The sequence below is a fragment of the Pseudomonas petroselini genome (assembly GCF_045037875.1).
Taxonomy (GTDB): domain Bacteria; phylum Pseudomonadota; class Gammaproteobacteria; order Pseudomonadales; family Pseudomonadaceae; genus Aquipseudomonas; species Aquipseudomonas petroselini.
Genome location: NZ_CP173614.1, coordinates 1,868,469 through 1,889,857, shown reverse-complemented (window position 1 = coordinate 1,889,857; position 21,389 = coordinate 1,868,469). Strand labels below are relative to the sequence as shown.

General features: G+C 61.6%; 18 protein-coding genes. 11 read left to right on the top strand and 7 right to left on the bottom strand.

What is annotated here, in order from left to right; genetic code table 11:
* Positions 1–10 precede the first annotated feature (10 nt).
* The 3 genes from ACI512_RS08835 to ACI512_RS08825 are packed head-to-tail and all read right to left on the bottom strand — an operon-like array spanning position 11 to position 3,900.
* Positions 11–211: a DUF1656 domain-containing protein gene (locus ACI512_RS08835; protein ID WP_064054799.1), complete on the bottom strand. Its 201-nt coding sequence runs from the start codon at positions 209–211 to the stop codon at positions 11–13.
* Positions 201–2,378 carry an FUSC family protein gene (locus ACI512_RS08830; protein ID WP_043204810.1) on the bottom strand — a complete coding sequence of 726 codons (2,178 nt, stop codon included), beginning with the start codon at positions 2,376–2,378 and terminating at the stop codon, positions 201–203. Before ACI512_RS08830 ends, ACI512_RS08835 begins: the two co-directional genes overlap by 11 nt.
* A 10-nt stretch (positions 2,379–2,388) precedes the next feature.
* On the bottom strand, positions 2,389–3,900 hold the full coding sequence (locus tag ACI512_RS08825) for an efflux transporter outer membrane subunit (protein WP_236380110.1): 1,512 nt from the start codon (positions 3,898–3,900) through the stop codon (positions 2,389–2,391).
* A gap of 182 nt (positions 3,901–4,082) precedes the next feature.
* On the opposite strand from ACI512_RS08825, the gene ACI512_RS08820 reads away from it, so the two are divergent.
* The 5 genes from ACI512_RS08820 (at position 4,083) to ACI512_RS08800 (ending at position 8,689) form a co-directional block, all read left to right on the top strand.
* Positions 4,083–5,051, top strand: coding sequence for a LysR family transcriptional regulator (locus tag ACI512_RS08820; RefSeq protein WP_058422937.1), 969 nt, complete (start codon positions 4,083–4,085; stop codon positions 5,049–5,051).
* A gap of 214 nt (positions 5,052–5,265) precedes the next feature.
* Entirely contained in the window at positions 5,266–6,240 is a 975-nt protein-coding gene (locus tag ACI512_RS08815) for a D-glycerate dehydrogenase (RefSeq protein WP_012722314.1), read from the top strand.
* Positions 6,241–6,448: 208 nt separating this feature from the next.
* On the top strand, positions 6,449–7,351 hold the full coding sequence (locus ACI512_RS08810; RefSeq protein WP_236380980.1) for a chemotaxis protein CheV: 903 nt from the start codon (positions 6,449–6,451) through the stop codon (positions 7,349–7,351).
* 3 nt (positions 7,352–7,354) lie between these two features.
* Positions 7,355–7,837: a GNAT family N-acetyltransferase gene (locus ACI512_RS08805; RefSeq protein WP_012722312.1), complete on the top strand. Its 483-nt coding sequence runs from the start codon at positions 7,355–7,357 to the stop codon at positions 7,835–7,837.
* A gap of 108 nt (positions 7,838–7,945) precedes the next feature.
* Positions 7,946–8,689 carry a YkgJ family cysteine cluster protein gene (locus ACI512_RS08800; RefSeq protein ID WP_012722311.1) on the top strand — a complete coding sequence of 248 codons (744 nt, stop codon included), beginning with the start codon at positions 7,946–7,948 and terminating at the stop codon, positions 8,687–8,689.
* A 34-nt stretch (positions 8,690–8,723) separates the two neighbouring features.
* On the opposite strand, the gene ACI512_RS08795 is transcribed toward ACI512_RS08800, so the two are convergent.
* Complete coding sequence (locus tag ACI512_RS08795) at positions 8,724–9,494, bottom strand: ABC transporter substrate-binding protein (protein WP_236380981.1); 771 nt, start codon at positions 9,492–9,494, stop codon at positions 8,724–8,726.
* 164 nt (positions 9,495–9,658) lie between these two features.
* Positions 9,659–9,892: a hypothetical protein gene (locus ACI512_RS08790; protein WP_064054796.1), complete on the bottom strand. Its 234-nt coding sequence runs from the start codon at positions 9,890–9,892 to the stop codon at positions 9,659–9,661.
* Between the two features lie 214 nt (positions 9,893–10,106).
* Between ACI512_RS08790 and ACI512_RS08785 the strand changes: the two genes are divergently transcribed.
* From ACI512_RS08785 to ACI512_RS08760, 6 genes are all read left to right on the top strand, one after another.
* Positions 10,107–11,273, top strand: a complete 1,167-nt coding sequence (locus ACI512_RS08785) for an efflux RND transporter periplasmic adaptor subunit (protein WP_064054795.1) — start codon at positions 10,107–10,109, stop codon at positions 11,271–11,273.
* Positions 11,270–14,365, top strand: coding sequence for a multidrug efflux RND transporter permease subunit (locus tag ACI512_RS08780; protein ID WP_236380982.1), 3,096 nt, complete (start codon positions 11,270–11,272; stop codon positions 14,363–14,365). The genes ACI512_RS08785 and ACI512_RS08780 overlap by 4 nt, the downstream gene beginning before the upstream one ends.
* Positions 14,366–14,391: 26 nt before the next feature.
* Entirely contained in the window at positions 14,392–15,084 is a 693-nt protein-coding gene (locus tag ACI512_RS08775; RefSeq protein WP_236380983.1) for a heavy metal response regulator transcription factor, read from the top strand.
* Positions 15,074–16,438: a heavy metal sensor histidine kinase gene (locus ACI512_RS08770; protein WP_236380984.1), complete on the top strand. Its 1,365-nt coding sequence runs from the start codon at positions 15,074–15,076 to the stop codon at positions 16,436–16,438. The genes ACI512_RS08775 and ACI512_RS08770 overlap by 11 nt, the downstream gene beginning before the upstream one ends.
* A gap of 412 nt (positions 16,439–16,850) precedes the next feature.
* The gene (locus ACI512_RS08765) at positions 16,851–18,173 is read left to right on the top strand and encodes an OprD family porin (RefSeq protein WP_236380985.1); all 1,323 of its coding nucleotides are present in this window, start codon (positions 16,851–16,853) and stop codon (positions 18,171–18,173) included.
* Between the two features lie 85 nt (positions 18,174–18,258).
* The gene (locus ACI512_RS08760) at positions 18,259–19,752 is read left to right on the top strand and encodes a sensor domain-containing diguanylate cyclase (RefSeq protein WP_064054791.1); all 1,494 of its coding nucleotides are present in this window, start codon (positions 18,259–18,261) and stop codon (positions 19,750–19,752) included.
* Between the two features lie 68 nt (positions 19,753–19,820).
* On the opposite strand, the gene ACI512_RS08755 is transcribed toward ACI512_RS08760, so the two are convergent.
* Positions 19,821–20,825 (bottom strand): hypothetical protein, encoded by a 1,005-nt coding sequence (locus ACI512_RS08755; RefSeq protein ID WP_231808457.1) that lies wholly within the window; start codon positions 20,823–20,825, stop codon positions 19,821–19,823.
* Positions 20,818–21,291, bottom strand: coding sequence for a CesT family type III secretion system chaperone (locus tag ACI512_RS08750; protein WP_122810003.1), 474 nt, complete (start codon positions 21,289–21,291; stop codon positions 20,818–20,820). The genes ACI512_RS08755 and ACI512_RS08750 overlap by 8 nt, the downstream gene beginning before the upstream one ends.
* Positions 21,292–21,389 lie beyond the last annotated feature (98 nt).

Sequence of the window (21,389 nt, the reverse complement as noted above, 5' to 3'; positions counted from 1 at the left end):
CGTGGCATTCTCAACGGTAAACGGTCAGCGCCAGGGCGCCGAACAGGCAAACGAACAGGCTCAGGCGCAGCAACGCCGGGTGCCAGAAAAAACGGTACAGGTCGAACCCGGCCAGGAAGCGGTCCAGCGCCCAGGCCAGGACGGCGGCGACCAAAAACATCAGGGTCATGGTCGGCATGTACACGCCGTGGAAGGCGATTTCACGAGGCATGCGTGGCTCCTTTGAGGGCCGCCAGGGGTGATTGCGGGTCGAGCAACGAGGTGCGGATAAAGTGCAGGTAACTCTTCACCCGGCGCAGCGCCGAGGTGTCGAAGTGCGGGGCGAAAGGTTCGTCGGTGGCCTGCACGCGGCTGATCGCATGGTCGACGGCAATCAAGCCACGCTCCAAGTTGCTGGCGCTGGGTTGCAGGAACAGCCGCACCAGCGAACGGCCCATCACCCGGATCGCCTGGCGCCAGGGCTGGGATTCGGCGTACGCCGGGTGCACCGGCAAAATCGCCTGCTCCTTGCGCAGCTCGATGATCGCGTGGCCGACTTCCAGCACCACAAACATCCAGCGCAGCAAGTCGCGCTGTACCTGCGGCTGGCCGACCGCGAGGCCGTAGGCCTGGTGCAGCAGGTCGCGGGTGCGGCTTTCAAAACTTGAAGCCAGGCCCTTGAGCTTGCCGCTGATCGCATACACCACCTGCTCACGCAGGTCCTGCTCCAACCGGCGCCACAGCCAACGGCTGTTGGGCGGCAGGATGATCGCACCCGCCGCCGCGCACACCAGCATGCCGATGACCATGGCGATGTAGTCGTTGATAAAGGTGTAGGGGTTGTAGACCGTGAGGTTGTCCGGCACCGAACCGGTGCTGAAAAAGATCAGCAGGCCGACGCCGACACCCGCGTATTGCGGCCGCGAGGCGAGGAACGCGCCACAGATGATCACCGGGGCGAGCATCACGCACAGCAGCGGGAAGCCGTCGATCCAGGGGAACACGAAGAACATTTCGATAAAGCCCACCAGCGCGCCGATCAAGGTGCCGCAGGCCATCTGGAAGGCCATGCGCTTGGGGTTGGGCGTCGCGGCGGACAGGCCGACAGTCGCGGCGGCGATCAAGGTCATGGTCGCGCCGCTGGGCCAGGCGGTGGCCACCCAATAACTGCCGAGCACGATCAGGATGAAAGACGCGCGAATCCCCGAGGCGGCGCAGGCCAGCCAGTTGGTTTTGGGGATAAAGGTTTCGTCCCACTGCTCGCGCGCATGGCTGTGGTCGGCCAGGGAAGCGTGGGTTTGCGCGTAGTTGTGCAGGTCATCGACGAAGCGATACAGCAGTTCGTAGGCCGTGTGGAAATCCAGTTGCTCGGCTTCGGTGGGGTCTGCTTCCTGGAAGGCCGCACGCAGGCTGCGGACCTTGGCCGGCAGACCGTCCTTGTAGGCGCTCAGCGCGTTGACCAGGCGCGCCGCGTCGGGGCTGGTGAGCGCGCGACCGGAAAAGCCGTCGAGCACTTCGGCAAGGTCTTGCAGGCCGGGTTTGATCGCCGCCACCACATGGTCCGCCTCGTCCGTGCGCAGCCGTTCAAGCAACTGGTGCAAGGCATTGAAGCGCGTGGTGATGCTCATGAATTCGCTGTTGAGGCGACTGAGCCGACCATTGCGCCGACGCATATGCGGGTCTTCAAACACCGTGACACTGCGCAGCCCTTCCAGGCCCACGGCTTCGGCGATAAAGCGCACGTTGCTCGCCTCGAACCCTTCACGCTGGCTGCGCCCGCGCAGGCCATCGGTGACGAACAGCGCGAACACGCCAAAGCGCTGGTACAAGGCGTTGCGCATCGCAGCGCTGCTGGTTTGCGGCAGGATCGCGGCGCTGACCAGGGTGGCGCACAGAATCCCCAAGGAGATTTCCAGCACCCGCCACACCGCCGCCATAAAGGCGCCATCCGGATGCGCCAGGGCCGGCAGGCCAACCATCGCCGCGGTATAGCCGGCCAGCACGAAGCCATAGGCGCGGAAGTTGCGGTTGCGCGTCGCGCCGGCGGTGCAGATGCCGACCCAGATCGCCAGCGCGCCAAGGAACAACTCGGTGTTCTGCGCAAACAAGGCAATCAACAGCACCATCACCGCCGACCCCGCCAGGGTGCCGAGGAAACGATAGAAGCTCTTGGCAAACACCTGGCCGCTCTGCGGTTGCATCACGATAAAAACCGTGATCATCGCCGTGCGCGGCTGCGGCAGTTCCAGGCGCATGGCCAACCACAGCGTGAGGAAGGCAGCGACCAGCACCTTGAAGATATACACCCAGGTCACGCCGTCGCTGCGTGCCCAGTCGAAAAAACCACGGCGCCACTCAAGGGAATGCAGCCAGCGCAGCGGTGCAGGCAAGGAAGTCATCACATCCTACTCAGTGATCGAATACGGCAAGTGCCGCCGGGGTCTTGCTCGGGAGGATCTGGGCGGGTGGCGGTACATCGTTGCCGGCATCGAGCCCCCCGCCCAGGGCCGTGACCAGTTCAGCGTGGGCGCTCAAGCGAGCGGCCTGTAACTGTTGCTCCACCTGCTGCTGGCGGAACAGCAAGGTCTGGGCGTTCAGCACATTGAGGTAATCCGTGAGGCCGCGCTGGTAGGCGATCATCGCGATGTCGTAGGTCTTTTGCGCCGAGGCCACCGACTGCGCGGCGAAGGCAGATTGCTTGTCCATCGATTCGCGGCGGATCAACTGATCGCTGATGCCCTTGAGGGCATTGACCAGGGTCTGGTTGTACCGGGCGACGGCGATGTCATAACCGGCGCTGGCTTCGCCCAGTTCCGCACGCAGGCGGCCACCGTCGAAGATCGGCAAGGTGATCGCCGGACCAACGTTATAGTTGAATTTCTTGCCCGCCAGGAACGCCAGCATACCGCCGCCGGTGGCCATGTAGCCGAGGCTGCCGACCAGGTCGACGTTGGGGTAGAAACCGGCGTGGACGACATCGATGCCACGGGCCTGGGCCGCGACTTGCCAGCGGCTGGCGACCACATCCGGGCGTTGGCCGAGCAATTGCGCGGGCAGGCTCGACGGCAATTTCAACGGTGCGGCCAACGACAGCGTAGGACGTTGCAATTGCGCCCCCGCCCCCGGGCCTTTGCCCGCCAACGCCGCCAGTTGGTTACGGCTCAGGGCGATTTCTTCGTCCAGGGCGTCCAGTTGACGATGGGTTTCCGGCAGCGGCGTTTCGGCCTGGCTGACGTCAAAATGGGTGCCCAGCCCGGCATTCAGGCGCTTATTGGCCAAGTCGAGAATCTGCTGCTGCTGCGCCAGCGTGGCCGCGACGATATCGCGGTTGGCGTAGTGCAATGACAGCTGGATATAGGCGCGGACCACGTTGTTCTGCAATTCGAGCTGGGCCTGGCGCGCTTCGGCGGCGCTCATGTGCGCCAGGTCGACGGCACGTTCGGTGGCATTGCTTTCACGGCCCCACAGGTCGAGGGCATAGCTCAGGCCCAGGGAAGCATTGTTGTCCCAGGTGTTGGCACCGCTCAGTTCGCCGGGGCCATAGAACTGATCCTTGGGCCAGTTGTGGCGCTTGAGGGTGGTGTCGCTGTTGATCTGCAACGACTCGGCCGACTCGGCGATCCCGGCCATGGCCCGCGCCTCCCGCACCCGAGCGGCGGCCATGGCCATGCTTGGGCTGTGTTGGGTCGCGAGGTCGACCCAGCGGTTCAATTGCGGGTCGCCGTAGGCTTGCCACCAGTGCGCGGTGGGCCAGTGGGCGTCCTGGGCGGCGCTCTGGATCGCTTCGTCGGTGGCCAGTGTGCTAGCGTTGAGGGACTGGCCTTGGGGGGCGATTCCTCCGGTTCCGATGCAGCCGCTGATTGCTAACGATAAAGCCCAGACACTGAGAGCCTTCAACTCTCTGTTGATGCGACGCGGCACTGCTGCGAATTCCTGAGGTGGTGGTGCGGGGAGAGGTGGCACAATTCTAGGGGCCGACATGGGGAACGATAAGCTGGCATTCCTGTGAATCTTTGTTACCGTTCAGGCGATAATCCGTTGGTAGGGATCACTGGACGGCGTAACTTTCTGTCACAATTTGCTATCTCCCCTGAGAACACTCCATGGACACTTTGCAAAACATGCGCGCCTTCAGTTGCGTGGCCGAGGCAGGCAGCTTCACCGCCGCCGCCGTGCAACTGGATACCACCACTGCCAACGTCTCGCGCGCGGTCTCCAACCTTGAGGCCCATCTGCAAACCCGCTTGTTGAACCGAACGACACGACGCATCGCGCTGACCGAAGCCGGCAAACGCTATTTGCTGCGCTGTGAGCAGATCCTCGCCTACGTCGAGGAAGCCGAGGCGGAGGCCAGCGACGCCCATGCACGCCCTGCCGGGCAGCTGAAAGTGCACACCATGACCGGTATCGGCCAGCATTTCGTCATCGACGCCATCGCCCGCTATCGCCGCACCCACCCGGACGTCACCTTCGACCTGACCCTGGCCAACCGTGTGCCGGACTTGCTCGATGAGGGCTACGACGTGTCCATCGTGCTGGCCAGCGAACTGCCGGACTCGGGCTTCGTGTCCCAGCGCCTGGGCATCACCTACAGCATTGCCTGTGCCTCGCCGGACTACGTCAAGGCCAAGGGCTGCGCCCATCGCCCCAATGACTTGCTCAACCACGCCTGCCTGCGCCTGGTCAGCCCAGTGATCCAGCTCGACAAGTGGACCTTCAACGGCCCCGAAGGCCAGGAAAGCGTGGCGATCAACACCTCGCCCTTCCTGGTGAACTCGGCCGATGCGATGAAAACCGCGATCACCAGCGGCATGGGCATCGGCCTGCTGCCGGTGTACGCCGCGATCGAAGGCCTGCGCAACGGCACCCTGGTGCGGGTGATGCCCAACTACCGCTCCCAGGAGTTGAACCTGTACGCCATCTACCCGTCGCGCCAGTACCTGGATGCGAAGATCAAGACGTGGGTGGAATACCTGCGTGGCTCGCTGCCGGAGATCCTGGCGGCGCACCAGGCGGAGCTGGTGGCGTATGAGTTGAGCGGCAGCCTCAGCGGCGCGCGCCTGGCGAACTGAGTGCTACCAGACGAGTCAGGTCAACGGTGGGAGGGGGCTTGCTCCCGATAGCAATAGGTCAGTCACCACATGAATTGACTGATCCACCGCTATCGGGAGCAAGCCCCCTCCCACATTTGCCCCCTGCCCACTTTAGGCCTGAGGCGTCCTGACAATTGTCGGCAGGAATGTTAGCGTGCTTGGCATTCTTCCGTAGTCGATGAGCCCGCCTGCAATGAAAAAGACTGTCCTCGCTTTCAGCCGCGTCACCCCGGAAATGATCGAACGCCTGCAACAGGATTTCGAGGTGATCGCGCCCAACCCCAAGCTGGGCGACATCAACGCGCAATTCAATGAAGCACTGCCCCACGCGCACGGCCTGATCGGCGTGGGTCGCAAGCTGGGCCGCGAGCAGTTGCAAGGCGCGAGCAAGCTGGAAGTGGTGTCCAGCGTGTCGGTGGGCTACGACAACTATGACGTGGCGTACTTCAACGAACGCGGGATCATGCTCACCAACACCCCCGACGTCCTCACCGAAAGCACCGCCGACCTGGCCTTTGCCCTGCTGATGAGCAGCGCACGCCGTGTGGCCGAGCTGGACGCCTGGACCAAGGCCGGCCAGTGGAAAGCCAGCGTCGGCGCGCCGTTGTTCGGTTGCGATGTGCATGGCAAGACGCTGGGCATCGTCGGCATGGGCAACATCGGCGCGGCCGTGGCCCGGCGTGGACGGTTGGGTTTCAATATGCCGATCCTCTACAGCGGCAACAGCCGCAAGCCGGCGCTGGAGCAGGAACTGGGCGCGCAATTGCGTAGCCTGGATGAACTGCTGGCCGAGGCGGATTTCGTCTGCCTGGTGGTGCCGTTGAGCGATAAGACCCGTCACCTGATCAGCACCCGCGAGCTGGGGCTGATGAAGTCCAGCGCGATCCTGATCAACATTTCTCGTGGCCCGGTGGTCGACGAACCGGCGCTGATCGACGCCCTGCAAAGCCAGCGCATCCGTGGCGCGGGGCTGGATGTGTATGAACAGGAGCCGCTGGCCGAGTCACCGCTGTTCCAACTGAGCAACGCCGTGACCCTGCCGCACATCGGCTCGGCCACCCACGAAACCCGTGAAGCCATGGCCAACCGCGCCCTCGACAACCTGCGCAGCGCGCTGCTGGGCCAGCGTCCGCAGGACCTGGTGAACCCGCAGGTGTGGAAGGGCTGACCCATGCCCCTTGTGGAATGGGGCTTGTGTGGGAGCCGGCTTGCCTGCGATAGCATCACCCCGGTGCAACTGAAAGACCGAGGTGCCTGCATCGCAGGCAAGCCAGCGCCCACACACCCCCATCCCGACACAAAATCCGGTTAAAGCCTGGCCTCCCCAAGTCGATAACCCTCTATAGATCGTCATCCCTGATCCACAGAAGGTTTTTATGCCCACCACCAAAGCCCGCGCAGACTCACTCTCGCTTCTGCTCTTTACCTTGCGCAGTGGCAAGCTGATGGCGATCAACCTGCTGAAAGTCAGCGAAATCATCCCATGCCCGCCGCTGACCAAGCTGCCGGAGTCCCACCCGCACGTCAAAGGCATCGCCACCCTGCGCGGTAACTCGCTGGCGGTGATCGACCTGAGCCGCGCCCTGGGGGAAATGCCGCTGGCAGACCCGGACGGCGGCTGCCTGATCGTCACCGATGTGAGCCGCTCCAAGCAGGGTTTGCATGTGCAGGCGGTGAGCAAGATCGTGCATTGCCTGACCACCGACATCCGCCCGCCGCCCTATGGCTCCGGCGGTAACCGCGCGTTTATTACCGGGGTCACCCAGGTAGAAGGCGGCCTGGTGCAGGTGCTGGATATCGAAAAAGTCATCCACGGCATCGCGCCGGCACCGATTGAAGCGGCGCCGACCGACCTGACCATGGAAGAAGCCGAAGTGCTCGGCAACGCGCGCATCCTGGTGGTGGACGACAGCCAGGTCGCCCTGCAACAGTCCGTGCACACCCTGCGCAACCTCGGCCTCACCTGCCACACCGCGCGCAGTGCCAAGGAAGCCATCGACGTGCTGCTGGAACTGCAAGGCACCGCCGAGCAGATCAACGTGGTGGTGTCGGACATCGAGATGTCGGAAATGGACGGCTACGCCCTCACCCGCACCTTGCGCGAAACCCCGGATTTCCAGCACCTTTATGTGTTGCTGCACACCTCCTTGGACAGCGCGATGAACAGCGAAAAGGCACGACTGGCGGGTGCCGACTCGGTACTGACCAAATTCTCGTCGCCGGAGCTGACCAAGTGCCTGGTGATCGCCGCCCAGACCGTGGCACAGAAAGGCCTGTAACCGGTGACCGAGTATTACCAACTGTTGCGCCGCGACCTCACCGGCAGCCTGCCCGCCCCCCAGTGGCCGGCCGGCACGCAGTTGGATCATTACCGCGACGACCTGGCCCCGGCGATCCATGCCGTGTTGCGCCTCGCTCAGGACCAGGGCGGCGGTCGTGTGCCCAACCTGGAAACCTGGCAGCAGCGGTTCACCACCGATGCCGAGTTCGACCCCACACTGTGCCTGGTAGCGAGCAACGACGAAGGCGTTCTCGCCGTGGCGCAGTGCTGGACCAGCGCCTTTATCAAGCACCTCTGCGTTCACCCCTGCGCCCAGGGCCAGGGATTGGGCCGCGCGTTGCTGCTGCACAGCTTCCAGGCGTTCAAGCAGCGCGGCGAGCCCTATGTGGACCTTAAGGTGCGGGAGAGCAACCTGCGTGCACGGCAGTTGTATGAAAGCGCGGGCATGCGATTTGTCCTGCGCGACGCAGTGCCTGAGGGCTGACAGGCACTGGCGTATAACTTGCTTCCAGAGAGCTGAAACGGTGAACAGAGGTAAAAACCCGTCACTGTTCCTGCGTGCCCTCTGACCTAGCCTGGTGACAGATCCGCCATGAATACTCGATTTTCCTGCGTCGGTTGCGGCAAATGCTGCACCGACCATCACGTGCCCCTGACCCTCGACGAGGCCCGCCAGTGGGCGGCGGACGGCGGCAATGTCATCGTTCTGGCGGAGGGTTTCCTGGGCAATGGCCTGGGCCTGCCCGAGCAGCAACGCGAACATGCCGAACGCCGCTCAGTGGTCGTGCCCAGTGGCACTACCGAAGCGTTTGTGGCAATCACCTTTGCCGCCTACAACGCCGGACGCTGCCGGAATCTTGACGAAGACAACCTGTGCCGCATCTATGAGCGTCGGCCGTTGGTGTGCCGCATCTACCCGATGGAGATCAACCCGCATATCCCGCTGAACCCCGCCGCCAAGGATTGCCCGCCGGAATCCTGGGAGCAGGGCCCGGCGCTGATCGTCGGCGGTGAGCTGATGGACCAGGAATTGGCGCAGTTGATCCAACGCTCACGCCAGGCCGACCGCGATGACGTGCAGACCAAAGAGGCGGTGTGCGCCCTGCTGGGCATTCGCACCACGGCGCTCAAGGGTGATGGGTTTACCGCTTACCTGCCTGACATGGGCCTGTTTGCCCAGGCGATTGAGTTGGCGCTGGCTCAACCGTCCGTGGCCAATGAGTGGGTGTTCCATGTATCGGGGATGGACATTGCCGAACAGGTGCTGGATGCCGGGGCGCAGATTGCGACCGAGGTGCCGGCCAACTATGCGTTTATCCCTCTGCGGGCGGCGTAGGGCTGACTGGCCGCTTCGCGAGCACATTGAGCCATCACGGCACCTCCAGACGATAAGGCGCAAGGATCCGCTGGTACTCACCATTGTGTTTAAGCTGTTCGAGGGCGCGGTTAAGTTCGGCACGCAACGCCGTATCGGTGGTGCGCAGCCCGATTGCCACGCCGTGGCCCAGCAACTCGGCGGAAACGGCGGGGCCGAGGAAGTCGAAATCCTGGCCCGCCGGGGTGTCGAGCAACGCGTCGCGGATTTCCACGGTGCCCTGCAGGGTCGCATCGATGTCGCCTGCCACCAGGCTGCGGACCAGTTCGTCGTTGAGCCAGAAGCGCTTGATGATCACGCCCTTGGGCGCCCATTGCAATCGGGCAAAGGCTTCGCGATTACTCCCCAGCAATACGCCGACGCGCTTGCCCTTGAGCGACGCTGGCGTCGGCATCAGCCCGGAGGATCGGCGCGCGACCAGGCGCGTGGTGAAGGGATAGAGGTTATCGGTGAAGCTCACCCAGCGCTGACGCTGAGGCGTGGGGGCGATGCCGATGATTGCATCGAATTGCAGGGCATCAAGGTCTTTGAAGTTTTCGACCAGCACCTGGTCGACCCAGGTACAGCGCACATTCAGTTGCTGGCAAAGGGCGTTGCCCAGCTCGATATTCAGACCGACCAACTGCCCTTGCGGGTTGCGGCTCTGGAAGGGGGGAAAGTGCGCGGCAACGGCAAAGCGGATTTCGCGCCGAGGTTGATCAATGCCAGCAACGGCATCGACCGCGAGCAACAGGACAAGCGCTACACAGAGGTGTATCGGGGCCACAGGAAACGTCCTTTTCCGGAAAGAGCGCCCTTGACTCCGCCCCGGTAAAAAATCGGAGCAGAGCGCAAGCTGTGCAAACTTTCAAGAAACGATCGCAGGCCCACAAGCAGAAATATCAACGGACGCTGTAGGCAACATCCTGCAAATATTACAGCTGATTATTCTTAACGTTTACCCATGGAACGGCGAGTTCCCGGTGGCGCCATGCCCGGGCTCTTGGTATGGCCGTTCTTGGCGCCGTTCTTGTACCAGGGCTGGGCGGCATTTTTGGCCCCGGCCAGTTCACCCGGCTTGAAGGGAAACTTGAACGCCGGGATCTCGGCTTTTTCAACGCCGTCGGCGCTGGCCGGATCGACGAGGTCGGTCGCTTCAACAGGGGGTTGTGTCGGGGAAGTCATGAAAGCTCCGGAGCGTGCAAAAAATGACGCGGGACCGGCTTGCGGGCCTCGCTGGCGCGCAGTATACCTGCCCGCCTTGGATCTTTAACCACCGCCTGTACGAATGGTCGACCTTTACTGACAGCGCTGTCAGTTAGCAGTCACTTTGCTGACCGGGTTGACGGGCTATAAAGGCTCCACTTTCCTCCAATCCTTTGCCCTGGCGCCTCACCCCATGCAAATTCAACGGAAAACCGCCCTGATCGTGGGTGTCCTCGTGGTGCTGGCGATTGCAGCCTGGGCATTGACCCGCCCGGCCAAGAGCAAACTGGCGGCGCCCACTGCGATTCCGGTGCGGGTGGTGAGCGTGGCACAGCAGGATATTCCGCGTTTTGTCAGTGGGATCGGCACCGTGTTGTCCTTGCACAGCGTGGTCATACGCCCGCAAGTGGACGGCATTCTCACCCAATTGCTGGTCAAGGAAGGCCAACGGGTCAAGGCCGGCGACCTGCTGGCGAGCATCGATGACCGTTCGATCCGTGCCAGCCTCGACCAGGCCAAGGCGCAACTGGGCGAGAGCCAGGCCCAGCTGCAGGTGGCGCTGGTCAACCTCAAGCGCTACAAGGCGTTGAGCGTCGACGATGGCGTGTCCAAGCAGACCTATGACCAGCAACAAGCCCTGGTCAACCAGCTCAAGGCCACCGCCCAAGGCAACCAGGCCGCGATCGATTCGGCTCAAGTGCAACTGTCCTATACCCAGATTCGCTCGCCGGTCAGCGGTCGCGTGGGTATTCGCACCGTGGACGAAGGTAACTTCCTACGCACCAGCGATGCCCAGGGCCTGTTCTCGGTCACCCAGATCGACCCGATTGCCGTCGAGTTCTCCCTGCCGCAGCAGATGCTGCCCACCCTGCAAGGCCTGATCGCGGCGCCCACAAAGGCCAGCGTCGATGCCTATATGGGCGCCGACACCGACGGCCAGACCGGCGACCTGCTCGGCGAAGGCCACTTGAGCCTGATCGACAACCAGATCAGTTCCACCACAGGCACCCTGCGCGCCAAGGCTGAATTCAGCAACGCCTCGCAACGCCTGTGGCCGGGGCAATTGGTGACCATCAAGATTCAGACCGCCCTCGACAAAAACGCGCTGGTGGTGCCGTCGACGGTGGTGCAACGCGGCCTGGATTCGCACTTTGTGTACCGGGTCAACGGTGACAAGGTCGACGTGGTGCCGGTGCAGGTCACCTACCAAGACAGCGACGTGAACATCATCAAGGGTGTGCAGGCCGGCGATGTGCTGGTCAGTGACGGCCAGTCGCGGCTCAAGGCCGGGGCCCAGGTGGAGGTGCTCAAGGAGCCGCCGCAGGTGATCCAGACCGTCGACGCCAAGGTGCAGCCATGAGCGGCAGCCGCTCGCCGTCGGCCTGGTGCGTCGACCACCCGGTCGCCATCCTGCTGCTGACCTTTGCCCTGGTGCTGCTCGGGATGATTGCCTTCCCGCGCCTGGCCATCGCCCCACTGCCGGAAGCGGAATTTCCGACGATCCAGGTCAGCGCCACCCTGCCCGGCGCCAGCCCGGACACCATGGCCTCATCCGTGGCCACGCCGTTGGAGGTGCAATTCAGCGCCATCCCCGGCATGACCCAGATGACCTCCAGCAGCGCCTTGGGCTCCAGCCTCCTGACCCTGCAATTTACCCTCAACAAGAGCATCGACACCGCCGCGCAAGAAGTGCAGGCGGCGATCAATACTGCGTCCGGCAAGCTGCCCAGCGATATGCCGAGCCTGCCGACCTGGAAGAAGGTCAACCCGGCGGACAGCCCGGTGCTGATCCTCAGCGTCAGTTCCGACAGCATGCCCAGTACCGAGCTGAGCGACTACGTGGAAACCCTGCTGGCCCGGCAGATCAGCCAGATCGACGGCGTCGGCCAGATCAACATCACCGGCCAACAACGCCCGGCGATCCGCGTACAGGCCTCCCCCGACAAACTGGCTGCCATCGGCTTGACCCTGGCCGATATCCGCCTGGCCATCCAGCAATCGAGCCTCAACCTGGCCAAGGGCGCGATCTACGGCGAAAACAGCGTGTCGACCCTGTCGACCAACGACCAGTTGTTCCTCCCCGAGGATTACGCGCAGTTGATTGTGTCCTACAAGGATGGCGCGCCGGTTCAACTGCGCGATATCGCCAAGGTCGTCAACGGTTCGGAAAACGCCTACGTGCAGGCCTGGTCCGGCGACACGCCGGGGGTCAACCTGGTGATCTCGCGCCAGCCCGGCGCGAATATCGTCGAGACCGTGGACCGTATTCAAGCCGAGCTGCCGCGCCTGCAAGGCATGCTGCCGGCCTCGGTGCAGGTCAGCGTGTTGACCGACCGCACCAAGACCATTCGCGCGTCGCTGCATGAAGTCGAAGTGACCCTGCTGATCGCGATCCTGCTGGTGGTGGCGGTGATGGCGCTGTTCCTGCGCCAGTTGTCGGCGACGCTGATTGTGTCCAGCGTGCTCGGTGTGTCACTGGTGGCCAGCTTTGCCCTGATGTACCTGATGGGCTTCAGCCTGAACAACCTGACCCTGGTGGCGATCGTGATCTCCGTGGGGTTTGTGGTGGACGATGCGATCGTTGTGGTGGAGAACATTCACCGTCACTTGGAAGCCGGGCTGGGCCAACGCGAAGCGGCGATCAAGGGCGCCGGCGAGATTGGTTTTACCGTGGTGTCCATCAGCTTCTCGCTGGTGGCGGCGTTTATCCCGCTGCTGTTCATGGGGGGTGTGGTCGGGCGGTTGTTCAAGGAATTTGCGCTGACCGCCACCTCGACCATCCTGATTTCGGTGGTGGTCTCGCTGACGCTGGCACCGACATTGGCCGCGCTGTTCATGCGTGCGCCGACCCACACCACCCACGACAAACCCGGCTTCAGCGAGCGCCTGCTGGCTGGTTACGCGCGCAACCTGCGCCGTGCCCTGGCCCATCAACGCAGCATGGCGGCGATCTTCCTGGTGACCCTGGCCCTGGCCGTGGTTGGCTACGTGTTCATCCCCAAGGGTTTCTTCCCGGTGCAAGACACCGGTTTTGTGCTCGGCACCAGCGAAGCGGCGGCCGATGTGTCGTACCCCGACATGGTCGCCAAGCACAAGGCGCTGGCCGAGATCGTCAAGGACGACCCGGCGGTGCAAGCGTTTTCTCACTCGGTAGGCGTGACCGGCAGCAACCAGACCATCGCCAACGGCCGCTTCTGGATCGCGCTGAAGGATCGCGGTGATCGCGATGTGTCCGCCAGCCAGTTCATCGACCGCATCCGGCCGAAACTGGCCAAGGTGCCGGGCATCGTGCTGTATCTGCGCGCCGGCCAGGACATCAACTTGAGTTCGGGCCCCAGCCGCGCCCAGTACCAATACGTACTCAAGAGCAACGACGGCCCGACGCTGAACACCTGGACCCAGCGCCTCACCGAAAAACTGCGCGCCAACCCCGCGTTTCGCGACTTGTCCAACGACCTGCAACTGGGCGGCAGCATCACCCACATCAGCATCGACCGTCAGGCCGCGGCACGTTTCGGCCTGACCGCCACCGATGTCGACCAGGCGCTGTACGACGCCTTCGGCCAACGGCAGATCAACGAATTCCAGACCGAGATCAACCAGTACCAGGTGGTGCTGGAACTGGACACTCAACAACGCGGCAAAGCTGAAAGCCTGAATTACTTCTACCTGCGGTCGCCGCTGACCAACGAGATGGTGCCGCTGTCGGCACTGGCCAAGGTCGATCCACCGACGGTGGGGCCCTTGTCCATCAGCCATGACGGCATGTTCCCGGCGGCCAACCTGTCGTTCAACCTGGCGCCCGGCGTGGCGCTGGGCGATGCGGTGATCATGCTCAACCAGGCCAAGAATGAAATCGGCATGCCCACCACCATCATCGGCAACTTCCAGGGCGCGGCCCAGGCGTTCCAGAGTTCGTTGGCCAGCCAGCCGTGGCTGATCCTGGCGGCGCTGGTGGCGGTCTACATCATCCTCGGCGTGCTGTATGAGAGTTTTGTGCACCCGCTGACGATCATTTCCACCTTGCCATCTGCTGGGTTGGGCGCACTGATCATGCTGTCGCTGATGGGCCAGGACTTTTCGATCATGGCGCTGATCGGCCTGGTGCTGCTGATCGGGATCGTCAAGAAGAACGGCATCCTGATGATCGACTTTGCCCTGGACGCCCAGCGCGTCAGGGGCCTGTCGCCGGAGGATGCGATCTATGAAGCCTGCGTCACGCGGTTCCGGCCGATCATCATGACCACCCTCGCCGCCCTGCTCGGCGCCGTGCCGCTGATGCTCGGCGCCGGCCCCGGCGCGGAAATGCGCCAGCCGCTGGGTATCGCGGTCGTCGGCGGACTGCTGGTGAGCCAGGCGCTGACGCTGTTCACTACGCCGGTCATATACTTGTACCTGGAGAAGTTTTTCCACCGGCCCACACCGACGCCTGCGTTGGCAACCACAGATTGAGGCCCGGCCCTGGAGCAAAAAGGCTCATGCGCGTCCTGATTATTGAAGATGAAGAAAAAACCGCAGACTACCTGCATCGCGGCCTGACGGAGCAAGGCTATACCGTCGACGTGGCCCGCGAAGGCGTCGAAGGCCTGCACCTGGCCCTGGAAAACGATTATGCGGTGATCGTGCTCGACGTGATGCTGCCCGGCCTTGATGGCTTTGGCGTACTGCGCGCCTTGCGTGCGCGCAAGCAGACGCCGGTGATCATGCTCACGGCCCGCGAGCGCGTGGAAGACCGCATCCGTGGTTTGCGCGAAGGCGCCGACGATTACCTGGGCAAGCCGTTTTCCTTCCTGGAACTGGTGGCGCGCCTGCAGGCCCTGACCCGCCGCAGCGGCGGTCATGAGCCGGTGCAGGTAACGGTCGCCGACCTGTGGATCGACCTGATCAGCCGCAAGGCCAGCCGTAATGGCGTGCGCCTGGACCTCACCGCCAAGGAGTTCTCGCTGCTCAGCGTGTTGGCGCGGCGCCAGGGCGAGATCCTGTCCAAGACCGCGATTGCGGAAATGGTCTGGGACATCAATTTCGACAGCGACGCCAACGTGGTGGAAGTCGCGATCAAGCGCCTGCGCGCCAAGCTCGACGGGCCATTCGAACAGAAACTGCTGCACACCATCCGTGGCATGGGGTATGTGCTGGAGAGTCGCCTGGTGGAGACTCAAAGTGGTGGCTAACTCAATTGCGCTGCGCCTGAGCGGCATGTTCACCCTGGTGGCGCTGCTGATCTTCCTGTTGATCGGCGGCGTGTTGTATCAGCAGGTGGACCGGGGCCTGGGCTTGTTGCCGGGGGCCGAGTTGGATGCCCGTTACAGCGTGCTCGAATCCTCGGTGAATCGCTTCGGCACACCGGACCATTGGCAGAAGATCAAGGCCAAGCTCAAGCTGTTGGGTGAGGAAGACAAGCGCATTCGTTTCTGGGTGGTGAGCAGCGACCCGACCTACGAATACGGAGAGCCCGATGCGCAGATCCGCGCCTTCGCCGAAGGACAAACCGGCAAGCGCGACTTGCATCTGCCGGGCTACAAACATCCCTTCAAGGCACTGGTGAGCCAGTTCCCGGCCAAGGATCAACGCCCGCCGCTGCGCTTTATGATCGCCATCGACACCGAGAACTTCCGCGCCACCCAGCACCATCTGCTGGTGGCGTTGATCAGCCTGGCACTGGTGGGCGTGGTGCTGGCCTCGCTGCTGGGGTTCTGGGTGGCGCGCATCGGTCTCAAGCCGCTGATCAAGCTGTCGGAGGAAGCCCGCAAACTCGCCCCGCCGAAACTCTCCGGGCGCCTGCAGCTGTCGCCGCTGCCACCGGAGTTGAACCAGTTCGTCAACTCGTTCAACGCCACCCTCGACCGCGTGGAGCAGGCCTATTCGCGCCTGGAATCCTTCAACGCCGACGTGGCCCACGAACTGCGTTCGCCGCTGACCAATCTCATCGGCCAGACCCAGGTCGCGCTGACCCGCGGGCGCTCGGCCGAGCATTACTTCGAGGTGCTGCAATCGAACCTCGAAGAGCTGGAGCGCCTGCGTTCGATCATCAACGATATGCTGTTCCTCGCCAGCGCCGACCAGGGCAGCAAGGCCACCAAACTGATCGAAAGCTCCCTGGCCGACGAAGTGGCGACCACCCTCGACTACCTGGACTTCATCTTCGAAGACGCCCAGGTGCAGGTACAGGTGCATGGCGATGCCCAGGTGCAGATCGAAAAGGCCCACCTGCGCCGTGCGCTGATCAACCTGCTGAGCAACGCGGTGCAGCACACCGAGCCGGGGCAAGTCATCGTGGTGAGTATCGAAGTGCAGGAACATCAGGTGGCAATCGGTGTGACCAACCCCGGCGATGTGATTGCCAGCGAACACCTGCCGCGCCTGTTCGAGCGCTTTTATCGGGTGGACGCGTCGCGCAGCAACAGCGGCGCCAACCATGGCCTGGGGCTGGCCATCGTCAAGGCAATTGCCTTGATGCACGGCGGTGATGTGTTCGTGCGCAGCGACAGTCGTGGCAATACCTTTGGCATCACCCTGCCAGCCTGATTCCTGAAACCACCACGACCCACCGTGGGAGGGGGCTTGCTCCCGATAGCGATAGATCGGCCAGAACCTCGGTGACTGACACACCGTCATCGGGAGCAAGCCCCCTCCCACACTGGGATCGCAGTGCACCCGTTATCGAGATCGTCATCGCAACTGTTGCGGTTTGGGCAACAGTCATTATCTTGTTACACTCTGTACCGTACCGCTCGCCTGCGTTAGTTTGACGCATCGATGAGCGCGACGGCAAAGGCAGCCTCCCGCTTACCCGAATTTCCCTCGACTTATTTCCAGGGCTCTACACTGGGAATCTGTCTTAAAGCCGCTGACTTCAGCGGCTTTTTTTTGCCGTAAAAAAGGCCAGGCATCCCCCCACGACATTGGCCGTTTCCGTTTGACCAAAGGAGCTACACCGGTGAAGAACTCGCTGACGTTGACCCCGTTATTCCTCGCGATTGCAGCAACGATCGTCCCTCTTGCCCACGCGGCAGACACCACCCCCGCCGACGGTTTCGTCGAAGGCGCCCACCTCAACATCAACACCCGCAACTACTACATGAACCGCGACCGTCGCGACATCCACACCGATGACAGCAAGGAATGGGGCCAGGGTTTCATCGGCCTCTTCGAATCCGGCTACACCCAGGGCACCGTCGGTTTCGGCCTGGACGCCCATGCCATGCTCGGCCTCAAGCTCGATGGCGGTGGCGGCACGGACGGTTCCAGCATCCTTCCGTACGGCAGCGGCAACGGCAAGGCGCCCGGCTCGTTCTCGACGGCGGGCGGCACCTTGAAAATGCGCGCGTTCGATACCGAGTTGAGGGCCGGCGACCTGTTCCTCAATAACCCGGTGATCGCCGGCGGCGCGACCCGCATGTTGCCGCAGACCTTCCGTGGCGTGAGCCTGACCAACCACAGCCTCGACGGCTGGATGTTCGAAGGCGGCCAGGCCAGCTTCACCAAGCTCTACAACCAGAGCGGCCACCGTCGTATCGGCACCAGCTACGGCGCGCTGCCCAACACGGCTGACAGCCAGCATATGAACTGGGCCGGTGTGTCGTTCAGCGGTATCGACGGGTTGACCAGCAACCTCTATGCCTCCGAGCTCAAGGACGTGTGGAACCAGTACTACTACGACCTGGACTACACCTATGTGATCAACGAGATGATCAGTCTCAACCCCGGTCTGCACTACTACCACACCCAGGACACCGGGCAGTCGCTGCTGGGTGATATCGACAACAACACCTACAGCCTGCACTTCACCGTGGACGTCGGCCACCACAGCGTCACCGCCGCGTACCAGCGGGTCAACGGCAACACGCCGTTCGACTACATCGCGCAAGGCGACAGCGTGTACCTGGACAACTCCCAGCAATATTCGGACTTCAACGGCCCCAATGAGCGTTCGTGGAAACTCAAGTACGCCTATAACTTCGGCGGTTTGGGCCTGCCTGGCCTGACCTCGGCGGTGTCCTATATCAGCGGCAAGACCGACCTGACCAAGGTCGACCCGCAAAGCCGTGGCTACAGCGCCTGGTACAGCGCCGACGGCAAGGACGCCAAGCATTGGGAGCGGGATATCGACCTGAAATACGTGGTACAGGGGGGCAAGGCCAAAGACCTGGCGGTGCGCCTGCAATGGGCGGTCAACCGCGGCAGCAACGGCTACTCGGCGGTGGATCGGGACGTGGATGAGTACCGGGTGATCGTCGACTATCCGATCAACGTGTTTTAAGGCGCAATCTTTCTTTCCAGCCACCCATTTAATTTTCATCGGGTAGAACTAAACTGCCAGCATCCACACCGCTGAAGTCTGCCCGATGAGTCAACGCCGTGTTCGTACCGCACCTGCACACCCCGAGCTCCTGTTGATTCTGGGCAGTGGCCTCACTGTTGTTCTGATTGTGATCATTGTCGCGGCCTTACTGATCCGCGAACACGCCAGCACCCTGCAGGCTGCTACCCGTTCAACCACCAACATTGCCCAACTGATCAATGCCGATGTGCTGCGTAACGTCGAGCTGTACGACTTGGCGCTCAATGGATTGATTGCAGCCACCCAGCGCGAGGACTTATCGCAGGTCGCCGCCAATATCCAGCACTTGGTGCAGTTTGACTTATCCACAGCGGCGCCCTTCAAGGGCGAAGTCCTGTTGCTGGACGCCAACGGCAATGTGATCGCGGACTCCTCCACGCTGCGGCCTTCAGCCCGTAATTTTTCCAATCGCGATTATTTCCAGGCGCATACCCAGGACGCGAACGTCGGCCTGTTTATCAGCCGCCCGTTCAAGATCCATTGCGACTGCGACCAGGTCTGGCGCATGGCATTCAGTCGCCGGGTGTCGGGACCCAATGGCGAATTCGCCGGGGTCGCGGTCGCGACGATGCGCCTGGCGTATTTCGACCAGCTCTTCAACACCCTCACGATCGGCAACGGCAGCAGCGTTAACCTGCTGAACAAAAAAGGCATTCTGCTGGCGCAGCAGCCACTGCTTGAACGCGACATGATCGACAAGGACCTGAGCACGCGGCCCAATTTCAAGAGAATGCTGCATGAGGGCATCGGCAGCTTCCAGGCCATCTCAGCCATCAGCGGCAAGGAGCGCTTGTACACCTTCACCACTGTCGGAGAACTGCCGCTGATCGTGGTAGTGGCACTGTCCAGCGAGGATGTGTTCGCTCCCTGGAAACGCGCCGCACTGCTGACCAGTGGCGCCACCGGCTTTCTGTGTATGGGTTTGTTGTGGTTGACCTGGATGCTGCGCCGGGAACTGCGGCGTCGTTATCGCGCTGAACGCGTCCTGTCAGAACTGGCAGCCACCGACGCGCTGACCGGCCTGGCCAACCGGCGCGTGCTGGATGAACGCCTACGCCTGGAGTGGGACCGCGCTCAGCGCTCAACTGACCCCCTGACGGTGTTGATGATCGACGTGGACCACTTCAAGGCCTTCAACGACCGCCATGGCCATCAAGGCGGTGATGAGGCGCTGCGTACGGTGGCGCAGGTCATCGGCGCCAACATCCGCCGCCCTGCCGACCTGGCGGCACGCTATGGGGGTGAGGAGTTTGCGGTGGTACTTCCCTTGACCGATACCCGGGGCGCATGGGTGATTGCCGAACATATCCGCAGCGCTGTCGAACACTTGCCGCGGGTAACGGGGAGCGAGCGGCCGATTACGGTGAGCATCGGCATGAGCACCTGGGATAAACGCAGTCGCCTATCGCTGGAGGCGTTGCTGTTGAGTGCGGACCAGGCGTTGTACGAGGCCAAGCACACAGGGCGTAATCGGATTGTGGATGCCAGCACCCTGTAACACCTGCGCCTGCCAGGTAAGTGCATCGCATCACGAACGCCGCGCCCCGCACGCCGTCAACTGTTGGCCTATGTCTTGTCATCCTTTCTGACGGCCGCCTCCATATAGTTGTCCGAGAAAAAATGCCTGGCGACTTTTATCTCTGGACGATAGAAGCCATTAACAAGCTTATTCATTTCCACTTCTCCCGTACATTCAAGCATACGATGGTTTGATGCCGGTGAAAGCTTCCGAAAATCCTGAACAAGCGATAAGCCAATACCCGCTCTCATGTCCCCCCCTGAAAAAACAGTCTCAAATGGATTAAGTTTTCGCTTTGAGACCCGGGCGTATTCGGGACCGCTCAAGCTGTCTATATGTCGATCCAAATTTGGCGTCTGTGCAAAACGCATTTCAACCAAACTTAACCACGCTGAATCCTTGAACGCAGGCGCGTCAAATTCGAAACGAAACGTGGTACCACCAAAACGGCTACTTGGCTTCTTGGGTTCGACGCCTGCCTCCAAGGCAAAAAATACAAAGTCATCATTACCCAATAGCTTTATATCTTCCTGAGGTGAATTATCAGTATTAAAAATAATACTTCGATCAATCAGTTTTTGACGCGAAAACAATGCAATGTTGTCATCCTCACGTTTTACCGGAGCGGCCGTACTATGGGTCGCATACAGAGGCACATTAAAAAACTCGGTGAGAAATTTACTTTCCTGTGCGGACAGTCCCCCCAGTTCTTTATAAAGCGTTTTGAGGTTATTTCTTGAAAGTTTATCAATGTGGTCTTTCTCAGCACTGGCCGGCGCGCCCCTCCATAGCGAACCGTTGTGAATCATCCGCTCATGAGACTTTCCACTGATGAATCCCCGAATCGCCTTCACAATCTGTCGAGCAGCAACATCCTTGTCTACCGTGGAACCGCTACCTGATGAATCAGGTAGTGAACCACCCAATCGGCCAGTGGCATCGTCAATAGTTACTCGGCGCTTTACACCATTACTTTCCAAAACACCGACTGCCGATGCGTCAGGGAAGGTGGGAAGGGTGTCATGGGAATTGGTCGGGCTGATACTAGGCATAATGACCTCTGCTCAGGCTCTTCGCACACTGATAAGTGGGGGGCGACAGGCCGATAAGCACCTGACGTGATCGGGTGGCAAACCGGTGGGAACACTCCAGCACCCATTCAATCAGCTCATTTAGTTTCGCAATGAGCTGTGAGAGAGACAGATCGTGATCAGCGATATGACTCATCGCGACCATTGCACCTGACAGATAATTTAGCCCGACGACAGCCGTATCCTTATTCAAGTATTCAAATTGAGATTCAAACAGAAACTTATGCCAATCGAGGACCTCCGTGTCACTCATCGAGTGATCCGAGAGTTCACAAAGAATTGTCATACTCTTTCTGACTCGATTATCATAAATTGCCAGCTTGAGCCCCTCAACTCTCAACTGGCAAGCGCGAGAAGCATCAAACTTCAGCCCGGGCAGACCGAGCTTCAGACCGAACGAGTGCAAGATAGCGTCTTCTTTACTCATGTTCGAACACTCCCGGCATAACCGACGAAGTTCATATCGAACAATCTGCCAAGCTCTAAAATCATAAACATAAAAATCACTCCGAAATTCGTGGAAAC

Coding starts and splice junctions, on each gene's coding strand:
- ACI512_RS08835 (WP_064054799.1), bottom strand. CDS start 211: ATGCCTCGTGAAATCGCCTTCCACGGCGTGTACATGCCGACCATGACC.
- ACI512_RS08830 (WP_043204810.1), bottom strand. CDS start 2,378: ATGACTTCCTTGCCTGCACCGCTGCGCTGGCTGCATTCCCTTGAGTGG.
- ACI512_RS08820 (WP_058422937.1), top strand. CDS start 4,083: ATGGACACTTTGCAAAACATGCGCGCCTTCAGTTGCGTGGCCGAGGCA.
- ACI512_RS08815 (WP_012722314.1), top strand. CDS start 5,266: ATGAAAAAGACTGTCCTCGCTTTCAGCCGCGTCACCCCGGAAATGATC.
- ACI512_RS08810 (WP_236380980.1), top strand. CDS start 6,449: ATGCCCACCACCAAAGCCCGCGCAGACTCACTCTCGCTTCTGCTCTTT.
- ACI512_RS08800 (WP_012722311.1), top strand. CDS start 7,946: ATGAATACTCGATTTTCCTGCGTCGGTTGCGGCAAATGCTGCACCGAC.
- ACI512_RS08790 (WP_064054796.1), bottom strand. CDS start 9,892: ATGACTTCCCCGACACAACCCCCTGTTGAAGCGACCGACCTCGTCGAT.
- ACI512_RS08785 (WP_064054795.1), top strand. CDS start 10,107: ATGCAAATTCAACGGAAAACCGCCCTGATCGTGGGTGTCCTCGTGGTG.
- ACI512_RS08780 (WP_236380982.1), top strand. CDS start 11,270: ATGAGCGGCAGCCGCTCGCCGTCGGCCTGGTGCGTCGACCACCCGGTC.
- ACI512_RS08775 (WP_236380983.1), top strand. CDS start 14,392: ATGCGCGTCCTGATTATTGAAGATGAAGAAAAAACCGCAGACTACCTG.
- ACI512_RS08760 (WP_064054791.1), top strand. CDS start 18,259: ATGAGTCAACGCCGTGTTCGTACCGCACCTGCACACCCCGAGCTCCTG.
- ACI512_RS08755 (WP_231808457.1), bottom strand. CDS start 20,825: ATGCCTAGTATCAGCCCGACCAATTCCCATGACACCCTTCCCACCTTC.
- ACI512_RS08750 (WP_122810003.1), bottom strand. CDS start 21,291: ATGAGTAAAGAAGACGCTATCTTGCACTCGTTCGGTCTGAAGCTCGGT.